22 protein-coding genes are annotated in these 26,441 nt (G+C 49.0%); 5 read left to right on the top strand and 17 right to left on the bottom strand.

Annotated elements, in window-relative coordinates; translation table 11 throughout:
- The first annotated feature begins 36 nt into the window (after positions 1 to 36).
- The gene (locus ACYUJT_RS03085) at positions 37 to 1,227 is read left to right on the top strand and encodes an oxalate decarboxylase family bicupin (RefSeq protein ID WP_460318751.1); all 1,191 of its coding nucleotides are present in this window, start codon (positions 37 to 39) and stop codon (positions 1,225 to 1,227) included.
- Positions 1,228 to 1,271: 44 nt separating this feature from the next.
- Here ACYUJT_RS03085 and ACYUJT_RS03080 read toward each other — a convergent pair whose 3' ends face one another.
- From ACYUJT_RS03080 to ACYUJT_RS03050, 7 genes are all read right to left on the bottom strand, one after another.
- Positions 1,272 to 1,883 (bottom strand): flavin reductase family protein, encoded by a 612-nt coding sequence (locus ACYUJT_RS03080; protein ID WP_460318750.1) that lies wholly within the window; start codon positions 1,881 to 1,883, stop codon positions 1,272 to 1,274.
- Entirely contained in the window at positions 1,883 to 2,497 is a 615-nt protein-coding gene (locus ACYUJT_RS03075; protein WP_460319747.1) for an alpha/beta hydrolase, read from the bottom strand. The genes ACYUJT_RS03080 and ACYUJT_RS03075 overlap by 1 nt, the downstream gene beginning before the upstream one ends.
- Positions 2,497 to 3,447: a ring-cleaving dioxygenase gene (locus ACYUJT_RS03070; RefSeq protein ID WP_460318748.1), complete on the bottom strand. Its 951-nt coding sequence runs from the start codon at positions 3,445 to 3,447 to the stop codon at positions 2,497 to 2,499. The genes ACYUJT_RS03075 and ACYUJT_RS03070 overlap by 1 nt, the downstream gene beginning before the upstream one ends.
- 25 nt (positions 3,448 to 3,472) lie before the next feature.
- Complete coding sequence (locus tag ACYUJT_RS03065) at positions 3,473 to 4,099, bottom strand: nitroreductase family protein (RefSeq protein WP_460318747.1); 627 nt, start codon at positions 4,097 to 4,099, stop codon at positions 3,473 to 3,475.
- Positions 4,100 to 4,139: 40 nt separating this feature from the next.
- Entirely contained in the window at positions 4,140 to 4,535 is a 396-nt protein-coding gene (locus tag ACYUJT_RS03060; protein ID WP_460318745.1) for a DoxX family protein, read from the bottom strand.
- Positions 4,536 to 4,637: 102 nt separating this feature from the next.
- Positions 4,638 to 5,078, bottom strand: a complete 441-nt coding sequence (locus ACYUJT_RS03055; RefSeq protein WP_460318744.1) for a MarR family winged helix-turn-helix transcriptional regulator — start codon at positions 5,076 to 5,078, stop codon at positions 4,638 to 4,640.
- 97 nt (positions 5,079 to 5,175) lie between these two features.
- Complete coding sequence (locus tag ACYUJT_RS03050; protein WP_460318743.1) at positions 5,176 to 5,832, bottom strand: YdeI/OmpD-associated family protein; 657 nt, start codon at positions 5,830 to 5,832, stop codon at positions 5,176 to 5,178.
- A gap of 181 nt (positions 5,833 to 6,013) precedes the next feature.
- On the opposite strand from ACYUJT_RS03050, the gene ACYUJT_RS03045 reads away from it, so the two are divergent.
- A complete protein-coding gene (locus tag ACYUJT_RS03045; protein ID WP_460318741.1) occupies positions 6,014 to 6,670 on the top strand; it encodes an SGNH/GDSL hydrolase family protein in 657 nt (218 codons plus the stop codon).
- Positions 6,671 to 7,177: 507 nt separating this feature from the next.
- On the opposite strand, the gene ACYUJT_RS03040 is transcribed toward ACYUJT_RS03045, so the two are convergent.
- The 8 genes from ACYUJT_RS03040 to ACYUJT_RS03005 all read right to left on the bottom strand — a co-directional run bounded on the left by ACYUJT_RS03040 (position 7,178) and on the right by ACYUJT_RS03005 (position 18,945).
- Positions 7,178 to 7,651 (bottom strand): low molecular weight protein-tyrosine-phosphatase, encoded by a 474-nt coding sequence (locus tag ACYUJT_RS03040; protein WP_460318740.1) that lies wholly within the window; start codon positions 7,649 to 7,651, stop codon positions 7,178 to 7,180.
- A gap of 105 nt (positions 7,652 to 7,756) precedes the next feature.
- A complete protein-coding gene (locus ACYUJT_RS03035) occupies positions 7,757 to 8,662 on the bottom strand; it encodes an aminoglycoside phosphotransferase family protein (protein ID WP_460318738.1) in 906 nt (301 codons plus the stop codon).
- Positions 8,663 to 8,781: 119 nt separating this feature from the next.
- Positions 8,782 to 9,525 carry an SDR family oxidoreductase gene (locus ACYUJT_RS03030; RefSeq protein ID WP_460318737.1) on the bottom strand — a complete coding sequence of 248 codons (744 nt, stop codon included), beginning with the start codon at positions 9,523 to 9,525 and terminating at the stop codon, positions 8,782 to 8,784.
- Positions 9,526 to 9,540: 15 nt separating this feature from the next.
- A complete protein-coding gene (locus ACYUJT_RS03025) occupies positions 9,541 to 9,948 on the bottom strand; it encodes a GNAT family N-acetyltransferase (RefSeq protein ID WP_460319745.1) in 408 nt (135 codons plus the stop codon).
- Positions 9,923 to 10,345 (bottom strand): VOC family protein, encoded by a 423-nt coding sequence (locus ACYUJT_RS03020; protein ID WP_460318735.1) that lies wholly within the window; start codon positions 10,343 to 10,345, stop codon positions 9,923 to 9,925. Before ACYUJT_RS03020 ends, ACYUJT_RS03025 begins: the two co-directional genes overlap by 26 nt.
- Positions 10,346 to 10,562: 217 nt before the next feature.
- Positions 10,563 to 14,528: a fibronectin type III domain-containing protein gene (locus tag ACYUJT_RS03015; protein ID WP_460318733.1), complete on the bottom strand. Its 3,966-nt coding sequence runs from the start codon at positions 14,526 to 14,528 to the stop codon at positions 10,563 to 10,565.
- Between the two features lie 196 nt (positions 14,529 to 14,724).
- The gene (locus ACYUJT_RS03010; RefSeq protein WP_460318731.1) at positions 14,725 to 15,840 is read right to left on the bottom strand and encodes a response regulator; all 1,116 of its coding nucleotides are present in this window, start codon (positions 15,838 to 15,840) and stop codon (positions 14,725 to 14,727) included.
- A 3-nt stretch (positions 15,841 to 15,843) separates the two neighbouring features.
- Positions 15,844 to 18,945, bottom strand: coding sequence for an ATP-binding protein (locus tag ACYUJT_RS03005; protein WP_460318729.1), 3,102 nt, complete (start codon positions 18,943 to 18,945; stop codon positions 15,844 to 15,846).
- Between the two features lie 230 nt (positions 18,946 to 19,175).
- Here ACYUJT_RS03005 and ACYUJT_RS03000 point away from each other — a divergent pair, with 230 nt between their 5' ends.
- From ACYUJT_RS03000 to ACYUJT_RS02990, 3 genes are all read left to right on the top strand, one after another.
- Entirely contained in the window at positions 19,176 to 19,847 is a 672-nt protein-coding gene (locus ACYUJT_RS03000; protein ID WP_460318727.1) for a DUF559 domain-containing protein, read from the top strand.
- Between the two features lie 786 nt (positions 19,848 to 20,633).
- Positions 20,634 to 21,614, top strand: a complete 981-nt coding sequence (locus ACYUJT_RS02995; RefSeq protein WP_460318725.1) for a glycoside hydrolase family 43 protein — start codon at positions 20,634 to 20,636, stop codon at positions 21,612 to 21,614.
- A gap of 156 nt (positions 21,615 to 21,770) precedes the next feature.
- Positions 21,771 to 22,400 (top strand): DUF2306 domain-containing protein, encoded by a 630-nt coding sequence (locus ACYUJT_RS02990; protein ID WP_460318723.1) that lies wholly within the window; start codon positions 21,771 to 21,773, stop codon positions 22,398 to 22,400.
- Positions 22,401 to 22,407: 7 nt separating this feature from the next.
- Here the strand turns inward: ACYUJT_RS02990 and ACYUJT_RS02985 are convergent, their stop codons facing one another.
- Both ACYUJT_RS02985 and ACYUJT_RS02980 read right to left on the bottom strand, forming a co-directional pair.
- On the bottom strand, positions 22,408 to 24,000 hold the full coding sequence (locus ACYUJT_RS02985; RefSeq protein ID WP_460318722.1) for an extracellular solute-binding protein: 1,593 nt from the start codon (positions 23,998 to 24,000) through the stop codon (positions 22,408 to 22,410).
- A 57-nt stretch (positions 24,001 to 24,057) separates the two neighbouring features.
- The gene (locus ACYUJT_RS02980) at positions 24,058 to 26,301 is read right to left on the bottom strand and encodes an AraC family transcriptional regulator (RefSeq protein WP_460318720.1); all 2,244 of its coding nucleotides are present in this window, start codon (positions 26,299 to 26,301) and stop codon (positions 24,058 to 24,060) included.
- Between the last annotated feature and the right edge of the window lie 140 nt (positions 26,302 to 26,441).

Here is a 26,441-nt window from a genome sequence, read left to right as displayed (position 1 = left end):
GATTCGTAATTCCGATGCAATGGAGGAACAACTACCATGAAAGAGGCTTATCCTGGGCATGCCAAGCCCCTTATCGTGCCTCAGCCGATCCGCAGCGATGGTGCGGGAGGGCCGGATTTTGGCCCGCGGGATGTTTGGAGAGACCTTGAAAATCCAGATCTCCTCGTTCCCCCTCCCACGGACGCTGGCTTAGTGCCTAATCTGAAAATGTCATTTTCCGATACCCATATGCAATTGAATCATGGAGGCTGGTCTCGCGAAATTACCGTCCGCGATTTGCCAATCGCCACGACGCTGGCCGGTGTGAACATGAGCTTGACTCCTGGCGGGGTGCGGGAATTACATTGGCATCAGCAGGCGGAATGGTCGTATATGATTTGGGGAAAAGCACGCATTACAGCGGTGGATCAGAATGGCCGCAATTTCATCGCTGACGTCGGCGAAGGCGATCTGTGGTACTTTCCTGCTGGAATCCCGCATTCCATACAGGGCCTAGAGACAGGCTGCGAGTTTTTGCTCGTGTTCGATGACGGAAAATTCTCTGACCTGAACACGCTGTCCATTTCAGATTGGTTTGCCCATACGCCCAAAGACGTATTGGCCGCCAACTTCGGCGTTTCAGAAAACGCCTTTGCATCGATTCCTTCCGGACAGGTATATATCTATCAGGATGAGGTTCCCGGCTCTCTTGAAAGCCAGATGGTCGAGTCCCCTTACGGCACTGTACCGCTCAGCTTCAAGCACCGTCTCCTAGCCCAACAACCTCTCATAACGCCTGGCGGAAGCGTAAGGATTGTAGACTCCTCGAATTTTCCTATCTCGAAGACCGTCGCTGCCGCTTTGGTGGAGATCAAGCCCGGCGCCATGCGGGAGCTCCACTGGCATCCCAATAACGACGAGTGGCAATATTACCTCACGGGCCAAGGGCGGATGACCGTATTTGCCGGTAACGGAATCGCCCGTACCTTCGATTACAGGGCGGGCGATGTCGGGTATGTTCCTTTTGCCTTCGGTCATTATATTCAAAATACCGGAACGGAACCGCTATGGTTTCTGGAAATGTTCAAGAGCGACCGGTTCGCCGATATTTCCTTAAATCAATGGATGGCCCTCACGCCCCGGAGCCTTGTCGCCAGTAATCTGCATGTCGGAGCCGAACTGCTGGATGCCCTGCGCGCGGAGAAGTGGCCTGTCGTGAAATATCCTGCTGGCACCAAAAACCCCTAGCATCAAATGCCAGGGGTTAATTACGTCTAAATTTATTAATTTGTTTATTGCGGCCGTTCTATCTCGAACAGCTTGCCAAGGCCGGCATAGGCGCTGCCGGCGAGCCGGCTGACCGGATTCAGCTTCACAGGATCGATGCGACCCTGATCATAAATTTCCTCATCCACAATAAATCGCACGACGCGGGCAATAAGCAGATCCGTGGTTGGCGCATCCTCCGTCCCACCCAGAGTCACATGCTTTTCAAGCACGCATTCCATCCGAACCTTTGCTTCCCGAATGCCTGGTACAGCAACGGCCTCGCTTACGACCTTCGTCAGACTTGTCAAGGCAATCTCGCTTTCCTCCGGCGGCAGATTCGCCGCAGTCTCATTGACGGCAGCGGCCATACTTTCATCGACGATGTGAACGACCAGCTCCCCGCGATTCATCGCATTCCTAGCCGTATCCTTCGCCACTCCGTTCTTGCGCTGAACAGCTATGGACAGCATCGGAGGCGAGCTCGAGACGATCGAGAAATAACTGAATGGCGCAGCGTTGAGCACTCCGCTCTCGGACAAGGTCGTCACGAACGCAATAGGTCTAGGAATGATGCTGCCTATGAGCAGCTTGTAATTGTCCCGCTCGCTCTGCAATAACGGATCAATAGATATCATTATGCGCTCCCTATTTTTTCGCGAAACCAGGCTGCCGCGGCGTTAACCTCGCTGCTGGTCAACTGATGCCCGAAATTCTCCCAATGCACAGTTACGTCGGCCCCCGCTCCGCTTAACAGCTTCTCAAGCTCTTCCGTCTCGCTAGGGGAACATATCGGATCATTACTGCCCGCACCGATAAATACGGGAACCCCGGCCAGACTCGGAAGCTCGATACCCCGCAGAGGAACCATCGGATGATGGAGAATCGCTCCTTTGAAGGCATGTTCATAATGGAACAGCAGGCTGCCGGCAATGTTCGCTCCATTCGAGTAACCGATCGCCACCAGATTCCCCCGGTCGAATTCGTATTCCTTGGCAGAGTGATCCAGGAACTCTTGCAGTTCCTTCGTGCGGAAAATCAAATCCTCTTCATCGAACACGCCCTCCGCGAGCCGTCTGAAAAACCGCGGCATCCCGTTCTCAAGCACGTTGCCTCTCACCGAAAGAACGGAGGAGTTCGGCGATACCAGCTTGGCTAGCGGCAGCAAATCCCGCTCCGTTCCGCCCGTACCGTGGAACAGCACCAGCGTGGGCGCCTTCGTGTCGATCCCTTTTTCAAAAATATGTCTCATCACTTCGTCTCCTCCTTTAGCACCCTAACTTCAATCGGCTCAAGATTAGCCTCGATCTGTGCACGCACCGGTTCGAACCATGACGGAAGCATCAGCTTTTCCCCCAGCGCCTCCGGCTCCTCATCATGGGCAAAGCCTGGAGGATCGGTAGCTATTTCAAATAATATCCCGCCTTCTTCCCGGAAGTATATGGCGTTGAAGTACTGGCGGTCGATGATTTGTGTCGGATTAAATCCGCTTTGCCCGACCATTTGCTGCCATTGCTCATGTTCGTCGAAATCCTTCGCGCGCCAGGCGATATGGTGAACGGTGCCCGCTCCGCCGCTGCCCCATTCCATGTCCTTCAGCGGCACATCGATGATGTTGCCGATCTCTCCCGAAGCTTGGAACCGGGCGTAGAATTCGTTCTCCGCCACTTTGCTTAATCCGAGAACTTCCTCCAGAACCCGCATCGTTTGCTTAGCATTCACGCTGTACAAGACTGCTCCGCCAAAACCTTTGATCGCTTTATCTGCAGGTATGCCCCCGAAAGACCAGGTGCTGTCCGCGCCAGCCTCGCGTTCTACGAGTTCAATCCACAACCCTTCATTATCCCGGAAATGCAGGTAGTCTTCACCGAAGCGTGAGGTTTTTGTCAGTGAGATATCGAATCCTTTCAGCCGTTCCTCCCAGAAACCGAGCGCTCCTGGAGGTACGACATATGTCGTAATTCCTACCTGTCCGCCTCCGACCTTCCCCCGCCGAGAACCCGGCCAAGGAAAGAAGGTAATGATCGTTCCCGGACTGCCGTGTTCATCACCAAAGTATAGATGGTACACTTCGGGAGCATCAAAGTTGATCGTTCTTTTCACCAGTCTTAATCCTAGAATACTGGCATAGAAATCAACGTTCTCCTGCGGACTCCGCGCGAATGCTGTAATATGATGAATGCCTGCTGTTTGCAATTTCATAGTTATACACCTCTTTTATATAATTTTAGAAACCGTTATACGTAACGAACTCGCCAACCGGCTTGCGATAACCGCGCAGCCGCTGTCCGGATACATCCTCTTTGCCCAGTGCAATCAGCATCACCGGAACATATTGGTCCGGAATGTTCAGTTCCTCCCGCATTTGCTCGGGATCAAAGCCAATCATCGGGCAAGTATCCCAGCCTTTGTCTTTGGCAATCAGCATGAAGAGCATCGCCGATAAGCTCGCATTACGAATGGCCTCATCCCGCTTGAATGAATCGCCCCGATCCTCATAGAACTGAGTTACCGAATCCACTGTCATATCGAGCTCCTGCTTATTTATGATACCCAAATGCAGCATTCCCTCGTTAAGCTGCCTCACATTCTCATAAGCATTCAAATCGCCCAAAACGAGAATGGCTGCCGAAGCGGTCTTGATCTTGTATTGCTTGTTCGCCGCCTCGTACACTTTGCTCTTCTTCTCTGGATCTTGCACGACAACGTAGTGGGCATGCTGCAAATTAAATGCAGACGGTGCATACTTTACTAGACTGAATATTTCCTCCAGCTCTTGCTCGGAAATCTTCGCCTCCGGATGAAACTTCGTCGCAGACCTTCTGTCTTTTAACACATTCATAAGTTCGCTCATGATATAATCCTCCATCACCAAACGTATTAGTTTCTAATCATTACAACAGAGCATCCAGCGAAAAACCACCTGCGCCCGTCAATGCCATGGCAATCGCTACAACGAGCAGTACCAGCGGATATTCATAGCCGTTTGCCGTCGCCCACAAGCCATTCTTAAAGTGCACCTTGACGATCGCTCCCAGCATAGCCAACACAATCAGGGCAGCTGCCAGTGGCATCAGAAATCCAAACGTGAAGAGCAGTCCTCCGACAAATTCCATGAGCCCTGCCAACACTGCCATCAGTACCCCCGGCTTAATGCCGATCGATTCCATCCATCCGCCGGTGCCCTTTGGCCCGTAGCCGCCGAACATTCCGAATAATTTTTGCGCGCCGTGACCGATAAACAATATCCCTACAACTAAACGAATCAACAATAGTCCTACATCCAACATGAATTTTCATCCTCCAAATTTAATTTATTTTGAACTTCATTATCTTTAATTCAAGATATTTATGAAAAAAAAGAAGCTCGAAGCTGCTGCATTTCTTCTTCGCTAAGAGCCCTCTGCCCCTTTACCCAGACGCTTTAGGAGCTCGATCGCCTCCAGCTTCTCTTCATGGCTAAGTCCGCCCAGCTTCGAATGAACGAATTCGGAATGATCGGGGAAAATCCGCTCAAACAATTCGGTTCCTGCCGCCGTAATTTCGGCGTAAATCACTCTTCGGTCCTGTTCGCAAGGCACGCGCCGAAGGAGTCCTTTCTGAACGAGCTTGTCGATATTGTAGGTCACACTTCCGCTGGTGATCAGAATTTTATCTCCGATCTGCTGCAAAGGAATCCGCCCTTTGTTATACAGCACCTCCAGAATTGTAAACTCCGAAGGGGACAAGCCGCGCTGCTTCATATCCTTGATCGCCTGATCCATGATCGTCTTGTAAGCTTTGGAAAGCACAACGAACAATTTCAGCGAAGCAGTATGTTCTTGGTCCGGCATTTCGGTCACCCCCCATTTATCTTGTATTCAAATATCTTGAATTAAAGATATCTCACTTTTCTCCGCCTGTCAATCCTTTTTATAAATTTCAAATTTCCTACTGCTCTCTCCTTCTGTAAAGATCCAGCGACTTATAGCCCTGAGCCAAAATATCCTTCATCTGCAGCAGACGCTTCTCCTGCGTTTCGCTTCTTTTCGCGCTGTATACATAACGTGCCCAGTCTTTCTGATATCCAAGCGTTAAATGATCGTATTGTTCCAGCAGTTCCTTGTCGCTGCTCAAATGCTCGCGAATGCTGGAGATATAATCCACGTAATCGTCAACCCGCTGACTGCTCTTAGCATTTCCAGGCTTGCCCTTCTTTGGAGCGTGCGATTTCAAGCCGACAACTGTGAAGACATCATCCATACTGACCATCCGCGAAAACTTCAACGTACTGCCGGATAAGTACCCTTCCTCATTCACTTCGTTTTGTTCAAAGAAACTGTCCCGGTCGATATACTCCTTGTATTTAGGGTTATTTTTCTTCGGGTAAGCAAAAAATAAATATCCATTCTCCTGAATGACTTGCTTTCGAATGACGAGATCCAAATACTCCTTAAACTGATCCATATTAAATATGAATGTAAAAATAAGATCATATTTCTCCTTCGTCATTTCAGTATCGTATTGCAGCTCATTAAAGTACGCTATATCATCCGGCTGATTCAGGATCAGCTTCGATTCGTATTTGTTCAGATTTAGTTTGGTCACAACATTATTTGGCGATTTCATCATCGTCTCAGCCTTTCTTTTTATGAAGTCATGCTGCCTCATCTAAATGATAACATAAAGGGTAAGCAGGAATTAAAGAAGCCCAGGTAGAAATGTGATGTTAGTAGCGTTTTCATTTATTGGTTGTCAGTCACATATCCGAAGGGAGATTGAAGCAAGAATGCTGTTGGAAAAAGGACAAAAACTGTTGTTCATTGGAGATTCGATTACGGATTGCGAACGTCAACGGCCAAATGGAGAAGGATTGTTTTTCGCTTTGGGCAAAGGATATGTTGCTCTGGTTGACGCCCTGCTGCAGTCCGTCTATCCGGAGCTGGGAATACGCGTAGTGAACAGGGGGAATAGCGGCAACACCGTGCGCGACCTGCAGGAGAGATGGCAAGAGGATGTACTCGACCAAAAGCCGGACTGGTTAGCCATCATGATCGGAATTAATGATGTATGGCGGCAATATGATACGCCGCTGATTACCGAATGGCATGTTTATGCCGAGGAATATGAGAAAACTTTGCGTAATCTCGTAGCAAAGACGAAGCCTCATCTGCAAGGGCTCGTATTAATGACGCCGTTTTATTTGGAGCCCAACCCAGAGGATAAAATGCGCAAGACGATGGATGAATACGGAGCAATCGTGAGAAAGGTCGCCGCCGATACCGGCGCGGTATTCGTCGATACCCAAGCGGCGTTTAACGTGGTGCTTGAGGAACTGTACCCGGCAACGCTGGCCTGGGATCGCGTCCATCCTTCCTATGCAGGGCATATGATCCTGGCCCGGGCGTTCTTGAAGGAAGTTGGTTTTGAGTGGAACCGGGGTTAAGACTAGCTATTTGGTTTTATAGAGCCTAATTATCCATGTGTATTAATAGATGACCTCTGGATGGTGTTCGATCCGGGGTCATCATTTTTTTCTTAACTCAACTTTTACAGAGAAAAAAATAGCTTGTACGTAGGCGTTTCGTTAGTTTGAGGGTGAGGAGATTAACGGCTTGACGAATTTGGTTGAGCAATGAAGCAACGGTGATACTGTGCAGCAACTGCCGGATCTGGGTAATTCGTCAGGCAAAAGTCAGGCAAAAGCTCTCGGCGCAGATTCAGCTTCAACTCCACTTGCCGGCCTTCGGACCGCCCCAGACGACACGGCGCTTCATTGAGCCGTAATCGTTAATGCGGGCGAACGTAGACCAATGAATTCCAGTTTTGTTCCGCTTGCATCATGCTGCACGAGTGATTTTGATTTATATTTCATACACATTCCCAGCAGCAAAAAAAAAGCATATCCTTATTAGCAGAAGGACATGCTGTTTTACATATGTTTGAGCGGATATTATTTCAATCCCTGCTCTTCCCGAATGACTTGCAGCAGACGCTGGCAGCCCTCGTTCACCATTTCATATACTTCTTGAAAATTCCCTGTATAATAAGGATCCGGAACATTTCCTCCGGCATGCTTCGGCACGAAATCAAGCATCTTCTTCACTTCAACCTTACGGTCTTCCGGGAACCACTGCGCCAAATCCTTGACGTTCATATCATCCATGGCAATGATGTATTGGAAGTCATGGAAATCATTTTTGATGACCTGTCTGGCGAACATTCCCGCGTCATCGATGCCGTATTGCTTTAAAATTTTGCGAGTCCCTTCATGCGGCGGCTTGCCAATATGCCAATCTCCAGTTCCCGCAGAGTCAACTACGATCTGATCCGCTAACCCGGCCTCATTCACCTGGCTGCGAAATACAGCCTCTGCCATCGGAGATCTGCAAATATTACCCAGACATACAAATAACACTTTAACCATTGAGTATATTTCCTCCTCACTCGTACCATGCTATCTCTATTTTTTAAACACCAGCAAAATGCGCTTCTGTTAACTTTACTATTGAACGGGCACTTTTTCAATGTCCTAGCTTGGCAAATACCAGCTTGGAACCCAGGATTCGAAGCCATTATACCATTCCAGCACTTGCTCCGCCCGTTCCAGCATATAGTTCACTTCTGCTTCACCATAAGGAACGGACCAGGGAACAGACGCTATCTGATTGCACGCTATATATAACGCCATTAATTTAAAAAACGATTCAGGAACCTCATCTTGAAAATACCCATGAATCCGGCCCGAGGCGAATTCCGCGCTCTCATTGGCGCACCAGGTAATACGATTGAACTCCTCCCAAGGATCTCCATAATCTAAGCGGTTGAAATCGATGATGCCCAGTTTCCCAGAGCTCGATACGACCATATTTCCGAGATGATAATCGCCATGCTGAAAAGTCATCGGCCTTCTCTCCAATAAATATCGATGGGTTTCAATGTAGTTTAGAACTTGCTCCGCTCCCTTAAGGTGAATCCCACATGCGCTGTAATTGGCGATATATTTATCGATTTTAAGATTATAGCGCTCGGCCCAGGACGAAGATTGATTCGGCGCCGGATTTTTATGCATAGCTCTTAATATCTCGCCTGACTTCATGCCAAGCCGATATTGTTCAGAGGGAGGGAGCTTAGGTATAGCCTCTCTTGCATCCTTGCCTTCAACCCAAGTGAACAGGGTATAGACTAACTTACCCTCATTGCAAATCCCAAAATCCACGGGACGGGACATCAAAATATCCGTACATACAAGCTTTTTTACAGATTCAAATTCCAATTTCTTCCGATCGCGCTGCGATATGTCCGCCAATCTAAGCAGCAATTCCCGATCGTCGTTCGTCTGAATATAATATTTACTATCGCTCGACCATCCTGCATGTATCTGATTTATATTCGTCCATGTCCTTGCATCCGGTATTTCTCTGTACATAACAGTCACCTTTTCACTAAGCTGCTACAGTTCCCGCCCAAAATCGGACGAGCTCCCCTGCAGATGATTAGTTAATTTTGTTCGCAAATGGATGAGCCAACTAGATTGCATTTAATAGAAATTTCCCGTCATCTCAAATAGCAGCCATTATTTAAATCAAAGGTAGCCCCTGTATAGTGCTTGGACTTTTCCGATAATAAAAATATGACGGTTTCAGCTACATCCTCAGGAAGTACGGGAGAATCGATCAGCTGGTGGCTGAGATACTCCTGTTTTCTCCACTCTGGGATGACGTCCATCATGGACGTGCCTACCATCGTCGGTGCAACCGCATTTACGCGTATATAGGGCGAAAAATTCATTGCGCAGCTTTTCGTTAGCCCAAGCAGAGCTGCTTTAGACAGCCCATAGACAGCATCTGAGCTTCCTTCGATCCCCGATACGGAAGAAATATTCACAATCGTTCCCTTCCGCTTGTTAGATTCATCTCCAATCAGCAGCTTTCCGAACATCTGAGAGAAATAAACCGCCCCTTTAATATTTACGTCCATAACCTTGCTGAGCTCATCCTCTTGGTAGTCTAGAATACTTTTGGCCAAATAAATTCCCGCATTATTGACTAGGCCGTTCACATCGCTATGCTCCTCTGCAACAAACGCAAAAAAAGCAAGAACCTGGCTGTAATTGCTGACATCCAGTTGATAGGTTATGAGATTCCGTGGTGCATCCATAAATGACTTCAGTTTATGAAGCGACTGCTCATTGATGTCACAGGCTATAACTGAAGCCCCTTCACGCAGACAATGCTGTACAATTTCTTTTCCGATCCCCGAAGCCGCGCCAGTTACGATTATTTTTTCATTTAACAGCAATTGAATCTCCTCCCGCTAAAGCTGTAACTCCCAAGTTTCCCCAATCAATGTTGGACCAAAGTTATTGTGCTCTTCCTCGAAAATTAATTGAAATCCTTTATTACGGTAAATATGCCGAGCTTCTTTAAGCACATGATTCGTCCAGAGGACGATTTTATGATATCCCTTACGTTTAGCGAACCGGATCGCTTCCTCAACAAGGCGTGAACCTACTCCCATTCCACGTGCCTTCGAGTCGACGATGAGCAAGCGTATTCTAGCTGTATTTTCATTTTCCTGAGCGAGTACAATGGAGCCGACGTTATCCCCGCCCATCTCAGCAATCCAGCAATGTTCTTTCTCCGGATTATAGTTGTTGATAAATTCTGCAGCAATTTGGGATTTTCTAAATAAAAAATTATTGTTCCAATTCCCACGCCGGATTCCAGACTACCTCCCACAAATGGCCGTCCGGATCAAGGAAATGAGCCGAGTATCCGCCCCAGAACGTATCATGCGGCGGATCCGTAATCGTCGCGCCTGCCTTCTTGGCCTGCTCGATGAGCTGATCGACTTCCGCTTTACTGCCCACATTGTGGCCAATCGTCATTTCCGTTGAACTGGGTGCCGTCAGCGGCACCTTGGCCTCGTAAGAAATATCCTTGCGTTTCCAGATGGCGAGCTTCAAGCCTCCATACAGATCGAAAAAGGCAACCGCGCCATGTTCGAACTCTTGCCCCACAATGCCTTCAGTAGGAAAACCGAGGCCATCCCGATAAAAATGCAGCGCTCTTTCCAAATCGTCTACGCCTAACGTAAGCACAGTTATTCGCGGCTTCATATGTAAAATTCACCTTCCTAAGCTTCAAATACCCCCTTGCACAAGCTCGGGGCTTCACTTTTCATTAAAGCCTTTTCCTTCCATTTTGGCAACACCATTTCACGTTCCCGAAACATACTAACAACTGCATATACGGAGCGTCACCGTTTGATCCAGACAGTAAGCAGCATAAAAACCAACGCCATGGCCTCATTGACGGCATGGCGTTGGTTTACAGTTAAATTAAATCGGACTTTTGCAGCAGTCGCTGCACGATGGCTGCAACCTCGGCTCGCGTAATATACGATTTCGCTGCAAGCTCTGTACTGCTTCTGCCGGAGACGATGCCAGCCTGCAAGCAGTTCACAAGGCTTGCCTGTGCCCAGGCTGATGTATTTTGAGCATCCCCGTAAGGGCTGAGCACCGTATCGGCTGTGGCTGGCTGCTGCTGAAGCTTGGCTTTCAAATTCGTAATCTTCATCGCCTTGGCGATAATGACCATGGATTGCTCCCGAGTGATCGACTCCTTTGGACGGAAGGTTCCGTCTTCAAAGCCGCTGATTAAACCGTAGGCTGAGGCCGTGGCCACCGCATTATTATACCAGTCCGCTGCCGTCACATCCGAAAATGCTATTGGACCATTTTCCGGTTTGAGTCCTAACCCGCGAACGACAATCGCCGCAAACTCCGCACGCGTAATATTTTTATTCGGATTGAACATGTCATTGCCCATGCCCTCGACAACCATGCGCGACCCCATATCATTAACGGTATCCTTCGCCCAGTGCTCAGCAGCATCCTTAAATTCAACCGGATGCCATACTACCGAATATGTGCTATTGGTCAAGCTGTTGATCCGCGCATAGTACTTGCCGTCAATCTGCACGACCCTTGTCGGTACGTGCCGGACGGAACCATCCGGGTCGACGATGACGCCGGTCGTGATTTTACTTGCATCCACACCGTCCGGAATGGCCATGGTTCGTTCCACATAAGCATTGAACTTGCTCACTTCAACGACTCTATCGCCATAAACGCCGCGAACTGTAAATTCGACCGGAGGTACCAGCATAGTAAAAGTTCCTTCGGCTGCTGCATTCTCGACAACTTTCAGCATGCTGGCATCCGGCGTGGCGATTTCAACCTGTAACTTAATATCTTGCAAAGCTATTTTCCCTCCGATTTGCTCGGAAACAGCATCGATATTGATTTGTTCAGCGGGCAGGGTATATGTCGCATGATCAGTCTTGATCTCGAGCACCGCCTGCTTGGACTCCATATTTTTCACCATTTGGCCATTCAGTTCCCCTACGACCACATCGTAATTCCCATGAACAGGAATCGTGACAACCGCATGCTGCCCTTCAGCTGCGAGCTTGCTCTCCAGCTTGTTCTGATCCACAATCACCGTAATTACGGTCTGATTATTTCGCTGGCTTGATGAGGCAATACCGGCATTTTCCACCTTGCCATTGACCAGGATATCCACACCTGCGCTTGGCGTTTGCGGCGTACTCGGCTGTACAGGCTGGGTCGGTGCTTGTCCCGTTCCTCCGCTCGATCCACTGGAACCACCAGGCTGGCTTGGCTCTGAAGGCGTCTCTCCGCCGCTAGCGGGAGAATCTGGAATTACCGCATTAGATTCCACCGAAGAAGCGCTGCTTCCGGCAGCGTTAATTGCCCTTACGGTAAACGTATAACTCGTACCGTTTAAAAGGCCGGCCACCGTAATCGGACTTGACGCTCCAGTTGTAACTATATTGCCGGGCTGTGCGATAACCTCATATCCCGTAATCGGGCTGCCTCCGGTGCTAGCCGGAGGGTTAAAGCTGACCGTGGCCTGACCGTTGCCGGCTACCGCTCTCACATTGCTTGGCGCGGAAGGGACCGTTGCCGGAATAGCGCTGACCTGATTGGACGCCGGGCTGTCTCCCCCCGTATTCGTCGCTTTGACTGTGAAATAATAAGTCTTTCCGTTTGTTAATCCTGCTGCAACATAATTGTACGTCGACCCCGTAACCGTAGCTATTTCAGTCCCAGGATGGCCAGAAGCTTCGCTCTGATATACCTTGAAGCCAGCAGCACCGAGCACCGGGCTCCACTCGAGCGCAACCTGGGCGTTGCCAGCCGTTGCCGGGGACAGGATCGGAGCTGGTGGTGCATCAGGTACCGTGTGCTGCTCCGTCGGAGTCACGCTTGCCGAAGGTGCCGATAACGCGGAATCTCCAGCACTGTTCATGGCAACGACCGAAAAAGTATAGGCTGTGCCATTATCCAGTCCCGTGATACTAATCGGGCTAACCGAACCGGTCGCTTCATGTCCGCCCGGATATGCGATAACCCTGTACCCCGTAATCGGGCTTCCCCCGTCGCTAACAGGGGGATCAAAGCTGACCGTCGCTTGGCCATCACCTGCGGCTGCCCTCACATTCTCAGGCGCGCCAGGCACGGTAACTGCCGCAGCCACGTTAACCGCAGCGGTAGCGGTATAGTTTCCATCGAAGGTGGTTGCGGAAATAATTGCAATTCCGGGTCCTACCGGGGTCACAATACCATTTACAACCTGCGCCACGGTCTCGTCACTGGTGCTCCAAATGACGCTTGGATTCGTCGCATCCGCAGGCTCCACCGTCGCAACCAGCGTTTCCGGCGCATCACCCACCGTCAAATTCAATTCGGTTTGATTCAAAGTCACGCCTGTCACGACGGTCTCTCCGGTATCTCGTACCTGAAGAATAAACGAGTAAGCATTGCTCAGAAGACCATCGCTAGTAGTAACTGTGATCGTAGTTGTGCCATAAACATTCACTGCCGGAGTAATGGACAACACTCTCGTATCGCCGCTGCCGCTGATCATCAGACCGCTATTCGGAACCAAAGCGGTATTCGAGGAAACAGCGGATGCCATGACCGCATCTCCTTCCGGGTCAATAACCTTGAACTCTCTCTCCGCAGGGATGTTCTTGTCCGTCACCGTCATGCCGAAGAAACCTGCATACTGCGCCCAGTTTGCCCCTGTGATCGTCCCGTTTCTGTTACCGAGAGAAGACGGCGTGCTGTACGCGATCGTCTGGTCATTGCGATTGTTCAGCTTGTAGTTTGCGAACAGATCCGGCTCCCCGCCCGTCAAGTCCAAATCCTTATCTCGAACGATCTCTTCCTGGCTCTTCGCCTTGCTCCAGAACCGGACGTCCTTCATCCCTCCGGTAAAGTCGCCGTCCTGCATCCACGTGCTTTTGCCAAGCCAGTTATTAGGTCTTGCTACGTCCCAAGCCGGAGTTAATTTCATCGTTCCTGCAGCCTTGAGGACACCGTCCCAATAAATCAATCCCTTGTTCTGGTTCTGATCATAGACTATAGCCACATGCACCCACTTGTCCTGTGGAAAATCCTCCAGCACCTGAACTTCTCCGCCCGTTCCAATTGGACCGGCCTTCGCAACGAAGTTCATTTTTTTGCCGTTAAAGCCGACGAACACGTTGTAATTGTCCATACCGACCGAGGAATCAAAAAATCTCATCCACGTCGTAAATGCATCGACCTTCAGATTTCCTTCCACAGTGAAAGAACCGCCATATAATCTGAAGTCTGGGATGGTCACATAATCGCCGTTCCCGTCGAATTTCAGATAGTCCCCGCCTTGCGGCTCTACCAGGTAAGGGGCATCATTCACCGGATCCACCGTAATTTGCGCGGATCCCGTCTCCGTACTAAATGCCGGAGGGAATAGCAATGTATCGACATTCTTTTGATAATTAAATCCATACATCAGTGTATCCCATAACTTATAAGTAATGGTCGCAGTGCCATTCCAATCCCGTGCCGGGACAAAACGTATTCTCGCAGTATTATTAAGCAAGAACGAGCTAGTCATAGATACAGGCTCAATATTGTACCAAAGCCGCGCGCCCGTATGGTAATACTGCCAAGCTCCGTTGGCGTTATCCATCCCTACGATCGCAATGCCTGTATTCGAAGGATTCGATACCTTTCCAGCCAGCAGCTCGGAGACAGCAACTCCCGTACTGTTCGTATCGTCCTCGTTGATACTCGGCAGCGCTGCCTGACTGTTGTCGATCCACCCGACCACGGATGCGGCCTGTGCGACCGAGGGCTGATACAGGTTTGCCCCAGGAACAACCAGGCTTACTGCCAGAGTAATGCTTGCAGCTATTTTTATGAATGATCGCTTCATCTTCATCATGCCTTCCTTCCCCTCTAACAGGAAATAACTTTCCTGATTTCGACAATTTACGAGCTTATTATACAAAGACACGATAAACAAAAAATAAACAAAAGAGCCTCTGGATTCTCTCTCGAATTCCAGAAGCTCTTTGGATAACTGTATAATAGCCACCCGGCAAATCTTGTCCGCATTGTTCGATAATATAAATTGAAGCTTACGGCCGCAATCCCTTAACAAGTTCTTGAATATGCGGCCCAGGCTCCACGCCCAGTTCCCGCTGCAGTTCTTCCGCTAGCAAATGATACTGCCCCAAAGCTTCATTCGGCCGGCCAAGCTCGATAAGGAGCCGGATGACTTCATGGCCTATATCCTCTCTGAGCGCATCCATCTTCAATATTTCGCCAAAGTAATATAGCGCTTGGCGAGGCTGAGTCCGCTCCAAGCAGGATCTTGCAGCGAACTCCAAATGTTGAATGAAGCCATGCTCCAGCCGGCGTACCCTTTCGCCCGCCCACTCATAGGCTTTTCCCTTTAAGAGCGGTCCCGTATACAAAATCTCAGCTTCTCTCATCCAATCCGTGTTCTTATCTGACAGCTGTCTTTGCCTCAGTAAGCGTTCAAATGCATATAAATCACAGTCGAGCGCACGCTCATCGATGCGGATTTCGTTCCGGTCCGCAATGATACAGCCTCCCGTCTTGCTCTGTCCTATCGCCTTGCGGATATAGTAAAGGGTCGAATTTAAGTTTTTCCATGCCTTTTCAGGCTCCAGTCCGTGCCACAAAGTATCGATGATTTCTTCCCTGCTTACCGTCCGCTTGCAGATAAGATAGACGAATAGTTCCTCCGTCTTCGGGCTCCTAAGCTTCAGGGGTTCTGTATCCCCTTCCCGGAATACCTTGAAACCGTTGAACAGGCGAACCGTTAGAGCAGCTGCCTGAGCAGGGGCAGGAGATGAAGCAGGCAAGTTCTGGCTTCTTCTATACTTATTCAGCGTCTTGGACACACGCTCCGCCGTGACTGGCTTCAACAAATAATCCAGTGCGCTCATGTCAAAAGCTTGTACTGCATACTCGTCATATCCGGTTACAAATACGATTTCAAGCGAGTCGCCCAGTTCAAGTAACCTACCGGACAGCTTCATTCCGTTGATCTCCGGCATTGAAATGTCGAGAAAAGCAATGTCGACCGGATTCGCTTTTACAAACTCAAATGCTTCCAGCGGGTTAAGGAACGTATGGCAGGAGCCGACCTCTCCGCTTTCGGTCAGTATCCGTCTTAGACGTTTGATCGATAGTTCCTCATCGTCCACGATAATCGCTCTCAGCATACCCTAACCTCCAATCCGCTGAATGGGCTCGCCTGGAATATCGAAGGAAACCCTCGTTCCGGCACCCTCTGTACTGTCTATCCTGATCGTCGTGCCATATAGAAGCTTGATACGCTGGCCAATATTCCACAGCCCTACACCTTGCTTATCCGGATCATGCTTAAGTACTTCCTTCAGCTTAGGCTCGCTCATGCCGCATCCATTGTCCTCTACAACATAGCGAATGTAACCCCCAGCTGCCTTCTTAACGGAAATTTTGACTTTGCCGCCCTTTAAATTGGACATCAGTCCATGCCGTATCGCGTTTTCTGCCAGCGGCTGCAAAATCAGCGGCGGAATACGGGTGTAAGGGTCGGCATTCAAATCATATTCCACCTGCAGCCTTGCGCCAAAGCGCGCCTTTTCAATATGAATATATGCCTGTACCAGTTCCAGCTCTCGCTCCAGTGTCGTTAGGGAATCCAACTGCTTGAAATCAAAGCTGCCTCGCAAATACTGCGAGAGATGCAGCGTTAATTCCTCGGCCTGCTCAGGATCCTCCATACACAGCTCGGCAATGGAATTCAAGGCATTGTAGAGGAAATGAGGATTGATCTGGGAACGCAAAAAAGCGATCTCCGCGTCCCTGGCTTGTTTCACAGATGATTTCAATCCAGTCAGGCTTTTAACGCGAGCCATTAACTCCTCAGCTTCAAACGGCTTGCCGACAAAATCATTGGCTCCATTCTCCATCGACAGCTTCATATCCGCCACGCTATTTTTGGCCGTAAGCATCAGCACTGGAAGCTCAAGGGGAGAGAACCTCTCCCGAATGCGGTTCAGCACCTCGTATCCGGTCATATCAGGCATCGTGATATCGAGAATGACGAGAAAGAAGCCTGGGTGCCTGGCAATTTCATCCAGGGCGAGCTGACCGCGGTTGACCACGACGACCGAATGCTTCTCTAGCTTAAACAAATTGATCATCGATTGCAGGTTGGGGAAGTCATCGTCCACGACTAGAATCGGCTCGTCGATTTCCCCATGAAAATAAAGAGGGTATTCCGTGGCAGTCAGCTGAATGTCATGCCCGAGTTGCTCCTTTTCGCTCGGTGGCCAGGCCATTTTATTCTCAGCAGAAGAGGCGAGCGGAATCGTAAAAATAAATGACGAACCCTGCCCGGGAACGGATTCCACAACAATATGCCCGCCGTGAAGCTCGACCAGCCTTTTCGTAATGCTTAGACCGAGGCCCGTTCCGCCATAGCGGCTATAGCGAGCCTCATCCGCCTGCTCATAATCCTGAAAAATCCGTTCCTGCATATAGGCGTCAATTCCGACGCCTGTATCCGCTACCCGAACCTGGGCCATTCCAGCGATCACCTTGGCGCTTATCCTCACCATGCCGTGATCGGTGAACTTGACCGCGTTTCCGATCAGATTATGCAGGATTTGCGCTAGTCGATTAACGTCCGCATCTACGTCGGGAAAATCGGCGGAAATGGCATTCTCCAGCCTGACCGGTTTCCCGCCAAGCAGAAACAAGTGAATCCGGATGACTGAATCAACAGCGGATTGCAAATCCATCCTGTTCTTATAAAGTGCAATATCCCCATGCTTCATTTTCGAATAATCAAGCAGTTCATTGACGAGATGCGTCAACCTCCTGCCGCTCCCCATGACAATCGCCAAATTTTGCGCTTGCTTCTCGGTAAGCCTTCCTTCTACTCCTCTTAAAAGACTGTCCGTAATGCTCACGATGGCATTTAAAGGCGTCTTCAGCTCATGGGAGGTATTCGATAAGAAGTCGTCCTTAACCTTGTCCAGTTGAAGAAGGCGATTCTTCATTTCCTCGATCGTATGGTAAGCCTCGAAAAAACGCAGTACAATCAGAAAGATCATGATGATATTAAAGAAAATGATATAAAATTGCCCGAGCCAAAGATTTTCCTTAATAGATAGAGCTAACAGTATAGTATCTACGGAGTATAAATTAATCGTGAGAATCGACATGAATACAAGCAGCGGCTTCAAGCCAGAACAGTTAATATACAGCACGGCCGCCCGAATAAGCAGCCATATTAACAGCAGCTCGTATAATACGATAATGTAAGACTGAATGGACGTGTAAATATGAATCGGCAAAAACGGCCCAAAAATGAGTGAAAGGCCAAGCACGAACGCCACACCTTGCGTAAATTTCAATGAAATTATACTCTTTTGAAATTGATAGAAGAAGAAAGCGAGAACAATGAAGCAGGCCAGCGAACTCATATCTTTCAGTTTATATAACGCCTCGAACGGAATGCCGGGAAAAAATATTAATAGCGAACGTTCTCCCACCAAGCCGTGATACAACGCAAACAGCAGACAAATCATTGCGGAAAGCAGCAGAGCATAATCCTTCTTATGATAAATAGCAGCCGCAGCAAAACAAATGAGATAAATCAGCGCAAGCATGCCGAGAATAGCCAAAGTGCTGGATTCGCGCATCATGCTTTTCTCCTGGTATCCAGTCATGACGGACTGCTCGCCAAAATATAACGATAGCGGAATCCCGCCGTTGATATAGTCGTAGTTGGCAACCTGCACAATGATTTCGATATCGCCCTTCTCCGCTGAGAAAATGCCAAACTGCGGAATATTTCCCGGCCGATAATTGCCTGGCTGCTCAGACGGCTGCCCGTCCTCGAACAGCTTGACTCCGTTGACATATACCGCGCTGGAGAAGCGTATATTCGTTTTTTTCAAAGCAAAGACGCCGCTGAAGGGCAAATCCTCCAACACCATACGGTAAGTGGCAGAGCCATGCGCTGGCAGAGGTCTTCCGTTGATGATCGTCCCGTTCCACTGAGAAGGCACCTTCATATAAGAACTAGGCGAAGGCCTGCTCGTCCCTTCTTGTCTAAAGTCCGCAGGCGTCAACAATTGATCCCAATAAAACTCCCATTCACCGTCGAGCTTAATTCTTCCATCACTTGTGTAGTCCCATGCCGAAAGCTGCATAACCCCCTGACGAACCGGCAAATCCTCTCTTTGCGTATCCTTGTCGCTCATAGTCGACAATGGAATGAGGAAAATAAGGATCAAGCTGATCAACGCTATAGCCAAAGTCCTTCTGGGCACCGTAACGCTCCTTTGCTTTGTTGAAATTTGTCGGAACGACTCTCATTTTAATAGATTTTGGCAAATTTGCACACTTATTTTATGAGCGAATGTGTTACTCAGACTCTTATTCTGCTGCAACTGGTGTAACGGAAAAATTGGCAGTATACTATAATTAATGAGACGAAGGACGTCCCGATCTATTCCTAGCGAATGGAGGCGGGGCGTTTTTTTATTAAGGAGGGATAGGGATGGCAAGCTTTGAATTGATGCATGAGTCTTTTATACAATACCATTTGCAGCAAAGAACAGGAGAACGAAAGGGGCGTTTGGAGAGGGGACATCGAGAGGCGGAAGCGCTGTTTTGCCGTAATGTATGGTGGCCGCTTCTTGGTAACTTTGACGGACTTCAGCCCGAATATGAAGTACTGGATTGGCGCGGACGCTCCTATTTTTGTGATTTTGCGTGGTTAAATCCGGCTGCAAAGCTGATCATTGAAATCAAGGGATTCGGCCCCCATGTAAGAGATATGGACAGGCAAAAATACTGCAACGAGCTCAACCGTGAAACCTTCTTATCCGCCATGGGGTTCCAGGTTATCTCTTTTGCATATGACGACGTGGCCCACCGCCCTGAACTTTGCATTACGCTGCTGCGCATGGTGCTTAGCCGCTATCAATTGGATATTTCGCCTGCCAACCTGGTCGGTGTAGCGGAACGCGAAATAATACGCCTTGCCTGTAGTCTTGCTCGTCCTCTGCGTCCTATCGATGTCGAAGTTCATTTAAACGTCAATCATCGGACGGCTGTAAGAACGCTGCAATCGCTCTGTGCCAAGGGGTATTTCACCGCCACAACCGGGCCGAATGGCAAGTATATCGTAAGATACGAAATGCAGCCCAGCGCTATTCGCATACTCTAAAATTAGAAGGGTTGGCGTTCCGGCTGGGATTTTCTCGTAACATGCAACGTGTAAGGTGTAACGTGTAACCCTTGGTCGGACACAGGTTAAATCCTGCAATAGTACATCATTTTACTCAAATTTAACGGTTCATATCGTAGATTCCTGCAATAGTACATCATTTTACTCAAATTTATCGGTTCACACCGTTAATTCCTGCAATAATACATCATTCCTACAGAGAAAATGCAAAATTAGCCGTATACTAACCGAATTCCTGTACTTTTGCAGTAATCTTCCTCCAATGAGACTAATTCCGGAAAAATGATGCACTTTTGCAGCATTCCAAAGTCAAAGCAGCTTCCAGAACCAACAGGGCTAATATCGAGCTACTTTAATCGTCTGGGCCAACTAGGGTCTATGGCGACCAGGAACTGAGCCAACTAAAATCTGAATCAACTAGACTCTAAGCCTACCAAGATCTTAGGCGATCAGTAGCTGAGTCGGGCAGGAGTTAAGCCTACCACGAGCTGAACCGAACAGGAGATGAGGCCTACCACGAGTTGAGCCTAATAGGAGTTAAGCCGAGCAGGATCCAGACAAATCAGCATGCAGGTATTTTGATATAGATTTAGCTTGCATGTAGATGAATTTCACTTCAGCAAGCACGCTCCCCTTCATTCTTCGGAAATAAATATAGTTTTTTGGTGAAAAACAAAACATTCTATGGGTCTATCTCCGCCGAAATTTTGCTAAAATAAAAATAGTTAGCCCATTTTTCAAGGACGCTACCAAGGAGGAATCCCAATGAGCAAACCAGTAAAGCAAAACGAGCCTATAGTTACTCATATTTATACCGCAGACCCTTCAGCCCACGTATTTGAGGGCAAGCTGTACATCTACCCTTCGCATGACCTCGATCATGAAATGGAATCCAATGACAACGGCGACCAATACGACATGGAGGATTACCACGTTTTATCCATGGAAGATGAGAACTCCCCTTGCGTTGACCATGGCGAGGTTTTGCATCTTCGCGATATTCCATGGGCCAAGCAGCAGCTGTGGGCTCCCGATGCCGCTTACAAGAACAATACATATTACTTGTTCTTCCCTGCCCGGGATCATGACGGCATCTTCAGACTTGGCGTAGCAACCAGTTCTTCCCCAGCCGGGCCGTTCACACCGCAGCCGGACTACATGCCGGGAAGCTTCAGCATCGATCCTGCCGTTCTGGTCGATGAGGACGATAAAGCATACATTTATTTCGGCGGCCTGTGGGGCGGACAACTGGAGAAATGGCAAACCGGCACATTCGAGCCGGACGCGGAGGGGCCAGCTGTTGACGCACCTGCGCTTGGACCAAGAGTAGCTGAGCTGAGCGACGATATGCTTACCTTCAAAGACACGCCTGTAGAAATATCCATCGTGGACGAGGATGGCAATCCACTGCTAGCCGGCGATGAGGATCGCAGATTTTTCGAAGGACCGTGGGTTCATAAACACAACGGGTACTACTATCTGTCCTATTCAACCGGTTCGACGCACAAAATCGTCTATGCAATGAGCAAAAATCCAATGGGGCCTTACGTCTACAAAGGAACGATTCTGACACCCGTTCTCGGCTGGACAACCCACCATTCCATCGTACAATTCAAGGACAAATGGTATTTGTTCTATCATGACAGCTCCCTATCCGGGGGTGCGGACAACAAGCGCAGCGTAAAATTCACGGAACTGAAGTATAACGAAGACGGGACAATCCAGACGATCGATTATAATAAGTAAGACAACCACGACGGGGTCGTGCGGCCAAGCTATCATTGGCGAGCACGGTCCCGCATTTTATTATTGTTAAATATTGCTTTGTGGGGTATCATGTAGCCGTCCCGAGTCGCTACCTTCGCGGCGGGGCTGCATAACAATATGTGAGGTTACTTTAAATTGCTGAACAAGAAAGCGCTCTATCTTCTCTCGATCATTTCACTGGCCTTTATCATTTACGTCGTCTATTTCAATTTTGTTCACGACCCGCAAGCCACGGGCTTTTTAGGCCATAAAACGAATCTTAAGCGGCCCCTCCAAATTCCCGTTTGGCTCAATGTCATGTACGTTCATGTCATATTTGCCTGCTTGGCCATGGGATCGGGTATCGTCAATTTTTCAAGCCGCATGTTCAATCACTCCCGCAAATTTCACAGAATCAATGGCTACATCTACTTCGTCTCCGTGCTCATCGTCTCCCTGACGTCCGGCTATATGGCTCCGTACGCTACGGGCGGGAAACTGACCAGCATTCCTTTCAATCTGCTGAATATCATCTGGCCCGGTATGACGGTTATCGCACTGTACTTCATCAAGAAACGAGACGTGATTCGCCATCGTAACTGGATGTTCCGCAGCTATGCTTTCTGTTTTACGAATCTGTTCATTCATCTGATTACCTTTCTGTGCCGTAATGTGCTTGGAATCGCTTATGAGACCAGCTACATCATTGGGGTGTATGGCTCGATCACAATGCTGCTTATTTTGCCATCGCTGGTGCTGGCACGCAAAAAGGGATTATTCATCTAATTCGGGATTAACGCTTCAAATACCGCTCGTATGCCGCCTGTTGAATTTCCAGAGCGCGCTCGATGCCCAGCCTCTTCATCTGCTCGACGTACTTATCGTGGGCTTCGACAGGCTCTGCGCCGAGAATAATTTTCAGCTCTGCTTCCTTGACGAGCACGTTAATGTCGTTCATGATGCTGGCCATTTCATCCGCTTCTTCGGCCGTTGGAGTCACCGATAGCAGGAGATGGCTCGCGTGATTCGTATTCCTCCAAATGTCCAGCGCTTCCGCCGTTTGCGAATATTTCACAGGCAGATTATTATCGCGCTGGATCATCGGAAAGTTCGTGCTATGGGAATATTTCATCATCACCTGGTCGCTGCCCAGCCCTTCAGGGTTATTCACGACAAGGCTGGTATATCGAGGAACGCCATCCTTTAACTCGTATGTGGCCCCTTCAATGCCGAATGTATTCAGCATGCTGCCTTCCTCGGAATAAGCGTAATCCAGCCAACGCATGGCGGCCTCAATATTGTTGGTATTGGCGGAAATAGCCGCCGAGCTCGTTCCCGCGTAAGCATTGTCGAGCTGTCCGAATTCCGGCTTCGTTCCTTTGATAAGCGTCGGGTATGGCGCTGCCACGAAATTGGCGTTCGAATCAGTTTCCCGCACGGTGGAATTGTATTTCTCGATGTAGAACTGCCAGCCGAACGTAGCTCCGCTGACGGAGGAGGTCATTTTTTTATCAACGGTCGCTGCATCGACTGAGGCAAAATCCTTGTCGATCAATCCTTCCTTGTACCATTGGTTCATCGTTATCAGATACTCTTTATATTCCGGCTCCAAATAACCGTACACGACCTTGCCATCGTTGACGTAATAGTTGCCCATGACGCCGAATGCACCGGCAAATCCGCCAGTCCTCTCCCCCAGGAACAGCGTACGGAAGGTAATCGGCGATGCTGCGTTCTTCTCTTCTTTAAACGCTCTCAATACGGTATGCCACTCGTCGATCGTTTCCGGGATGCCTAGCCCAAGCTCATCCAGCCAATCCTTGCGGATAATCGGTCCGCCATAGACTCGGCCCGCTTCGGAACGGATAAATGGAAACGCATAATACGTTCCGTTATCTGTTTTAATCATCTTATCGATTTCCGGATGCTCTTCCAGCGTTCGCTTAAAATTCGGCGCGTACTTATCGATGTAATCGTTAAGCTTCAAAATGTACCCTTGCTCTATCGCCTTTTCTGGCCCTCCAGGATACTGCAGCCATGTGTTGAGGAAAATATCCGGCAGTTCGCCGGCAGCGAGCATCAAGCTGAACTTCGGATCCGTCATCGGCGTTCCGCCCAAATGCTTGATTGAAATGCCCGTGCGCTCCTCATATTCATTATCGATCGGTTCTCTTTCGGGAATTCCGCCAGATGCTTCCGTCATGAACGTCAGCTCAATGTTTCCACGCAGCGGATAAGAGAAGGGGTTCGCCGCTGCAACCTTGCCCATCTGAGACCCGGTTTCCTTGCTCTCTCTGATATGTCCGCCGCTGCAGCCCGCAGCAAGCAGTGTCATAGAAACTAAACCCATGAGTGTCCATCTTAAACGGCTTATTTTCATATTCATCTTCTGAGCCTGACCTCCCATTGTGTTGTAGTCTACATCGTCCACTGTTTCGCCCTTCTATTGAATAGACTTGTAACGGCCCGGCGTAATGCCTTCGTATTTCTTAAATACGCGGATAAAAGCACTGCTGCTGAGGAATCCGACTTTGGACGAAGTTTCATCGATCGAGGCATCCTGCTCCAGCAACCGCTTAGCTTCCCGAATGCGCGTCTTGCTGATGTAATCATGAAGTCCACCGCCAGCATACTCTTTAAACAGCTTCGATACATACTGCGGCGTGATTCCGAATTGAGTCCCGATCATCGAGACACTGAGGTTCACGTCGGCATAGTTCTGCTCCACGAAACCCGCCACCTGTTCGCCAATGCCCGCATTCGAAGCCATAGCCAGTTTGGTCTGGGACAGCTCGCAAACCGTAGACAGAAGCTCCTGCAGTCCCTGTCTGAACTCCGCACGGGAAGAGCATGCGAGCAGGCGCTTCAACGGGCGGCGTTCCTCCCAGATCGCGGTCATGCAACTATCCTGGGGAACGGCTTTTATCATTGTACTTGCTAAATCGATTAATAAGCATTTCACCATTTCAATCGAAGCCTGCCGACTGAATATGTTCGCAATCATATCGTCTACCATTTCTGAAGCCTTAGGGAACTCCCCGCTCTTAATCCAATTGATGAGCACCAGCTCTTCATTCATGGAATAGGAGTAGGCCGTATCGTCAGGCTTAATGTCGCCATACCAGATCAAGGCATTCTCTTCGAGGATCAGTCTGTATTCCTGGGCTTCGAGCGCTTGCAGGAAAGCCTGATGAATCCCCTCCACGGAGCAATTCGCCTCGCTTCCTGAGACCGCAAAGCTCAGCTTGTAGCGCTGCTGAATGAAATCGATCGCTTCCGAAACCGTCTCTTCCGTCTCTTCCCTCCATGACTCCAATTGATCCGGCTCCAGGTTAAGGATAGCTGCCAGCAATCCATCCAGCTCGGTGAAATGGATACTATAGCTTCTGTTGACCAGATCCTTCACGATATTGGAAACAATGAAATGAGAAAGATTCAAAGGAATATCCGTTTCTTGTTTCGGATCCATATAGAACAGCAGGACGGCAAAAAACTCCGACTGCCACTCGATACGGTGCATTTTTGCCACTTCCTTTAACGACATCGCTTGCTCCGACTGACCCTTCAACAATCTGGCCAAATAGTAGCTCTGGAGCACCCGCATCTGCTGCATCTGATGATTGCTCATATCGTCCTTCTCCCGCAAAGTCTTCAGCATGCTCTCACGAATAAATGCATATTCGTCCGTTACCTTGTCTTCTCTTGTCACTTGGGGGAAAATGCTCATCAGCTCCTGTACCGGATCATAGTTCCTTCGCGCGAAATACATAATCACTCCCCCGCCGACCAGACAGCACAGAAGAAGCCCCAACAAATTCAAATTGCGGATTTCGCGGGCTTTATCCCAGAACACGTCCGTAGGGAAAACGCTTACAAACCGCCATGCGGCAATGTCGGATTCCAGGAAGGACACCATGCTCTCTTCATCGTTCTTTAGCTGTAAATACGAATCGCCCGCCGGCTTGGCAGTACCGTTCTGGAACAGAACCTGGTCATGCTCATCAATGATATAGACCTTCCCTTTATTGACCCAATCCACATTCCCCAGCAAATGCTGAATTTTGCTGCTGTTCAGCGGCATGATCAAAGTCCCTTGCTGCATCCCCTGGGCTTTTCTCTCCAAAGCTTCCATGAAGACAGCCGTTCTTTCCTTCTTGCCCGCCTCCAGCACAGGCATCCCATAATACTTCCTTGGCTGCGGATGCTGCAAATCGGACAGCCAATGATCATATGTGTAGCCGTCCGTCCTGTGGGTGATGTCAAAGAACAGCTCACTGCCCGCATAAGTATCATTCGTCAGCACCTTATCCAATTGATAAGAATAAAGATAAATGCTGCTGATAAAATCGTTGGACGACTTATATTTGTTTAACTCTTGCTTCGTTTTGTAAATGAAGTACGCATGTTCCTCTTCCGAATCCGCATCAAGCTCTAGGAATTTAAGCACATCACTGTGAATCGAGAGCTGGGCCGCCAGCTTCTCAGCCTGTTTGAGCTCACTATCCACGATGTATTTAACCTGCTTGAGCATCCCGTCATTCGCACGCTGAATTTCATATTCGACGATTTGCGTCGTTTGCAAATATACAATTGCGCTGGCAATCAGCGGAATGAGCATAATGACAGCATAAGAGACGACCCACTTAAACGCCAGGCTCTGCCTGAACTTGACTCGGTTACGAAACATCCCCCATTCCCCCATGTCGTCATAGTCTATTTCATCACTAGATTTACATTATACCGAATCGGTCTTTTCTTTTATTATACATTTTCAAAACTCGGCTGATGATTATGTAACTGGGACAATATACAATTTGAAAATGATCG

It is taken from the genome of Paenibacillus sp. YSY-4.3 (genome assembly GCF_054767475.1).
Note: the sequence above shows the minus strand (reverse complement) of the source record. Positions and strands in the feature narration are given on the sequence as shown.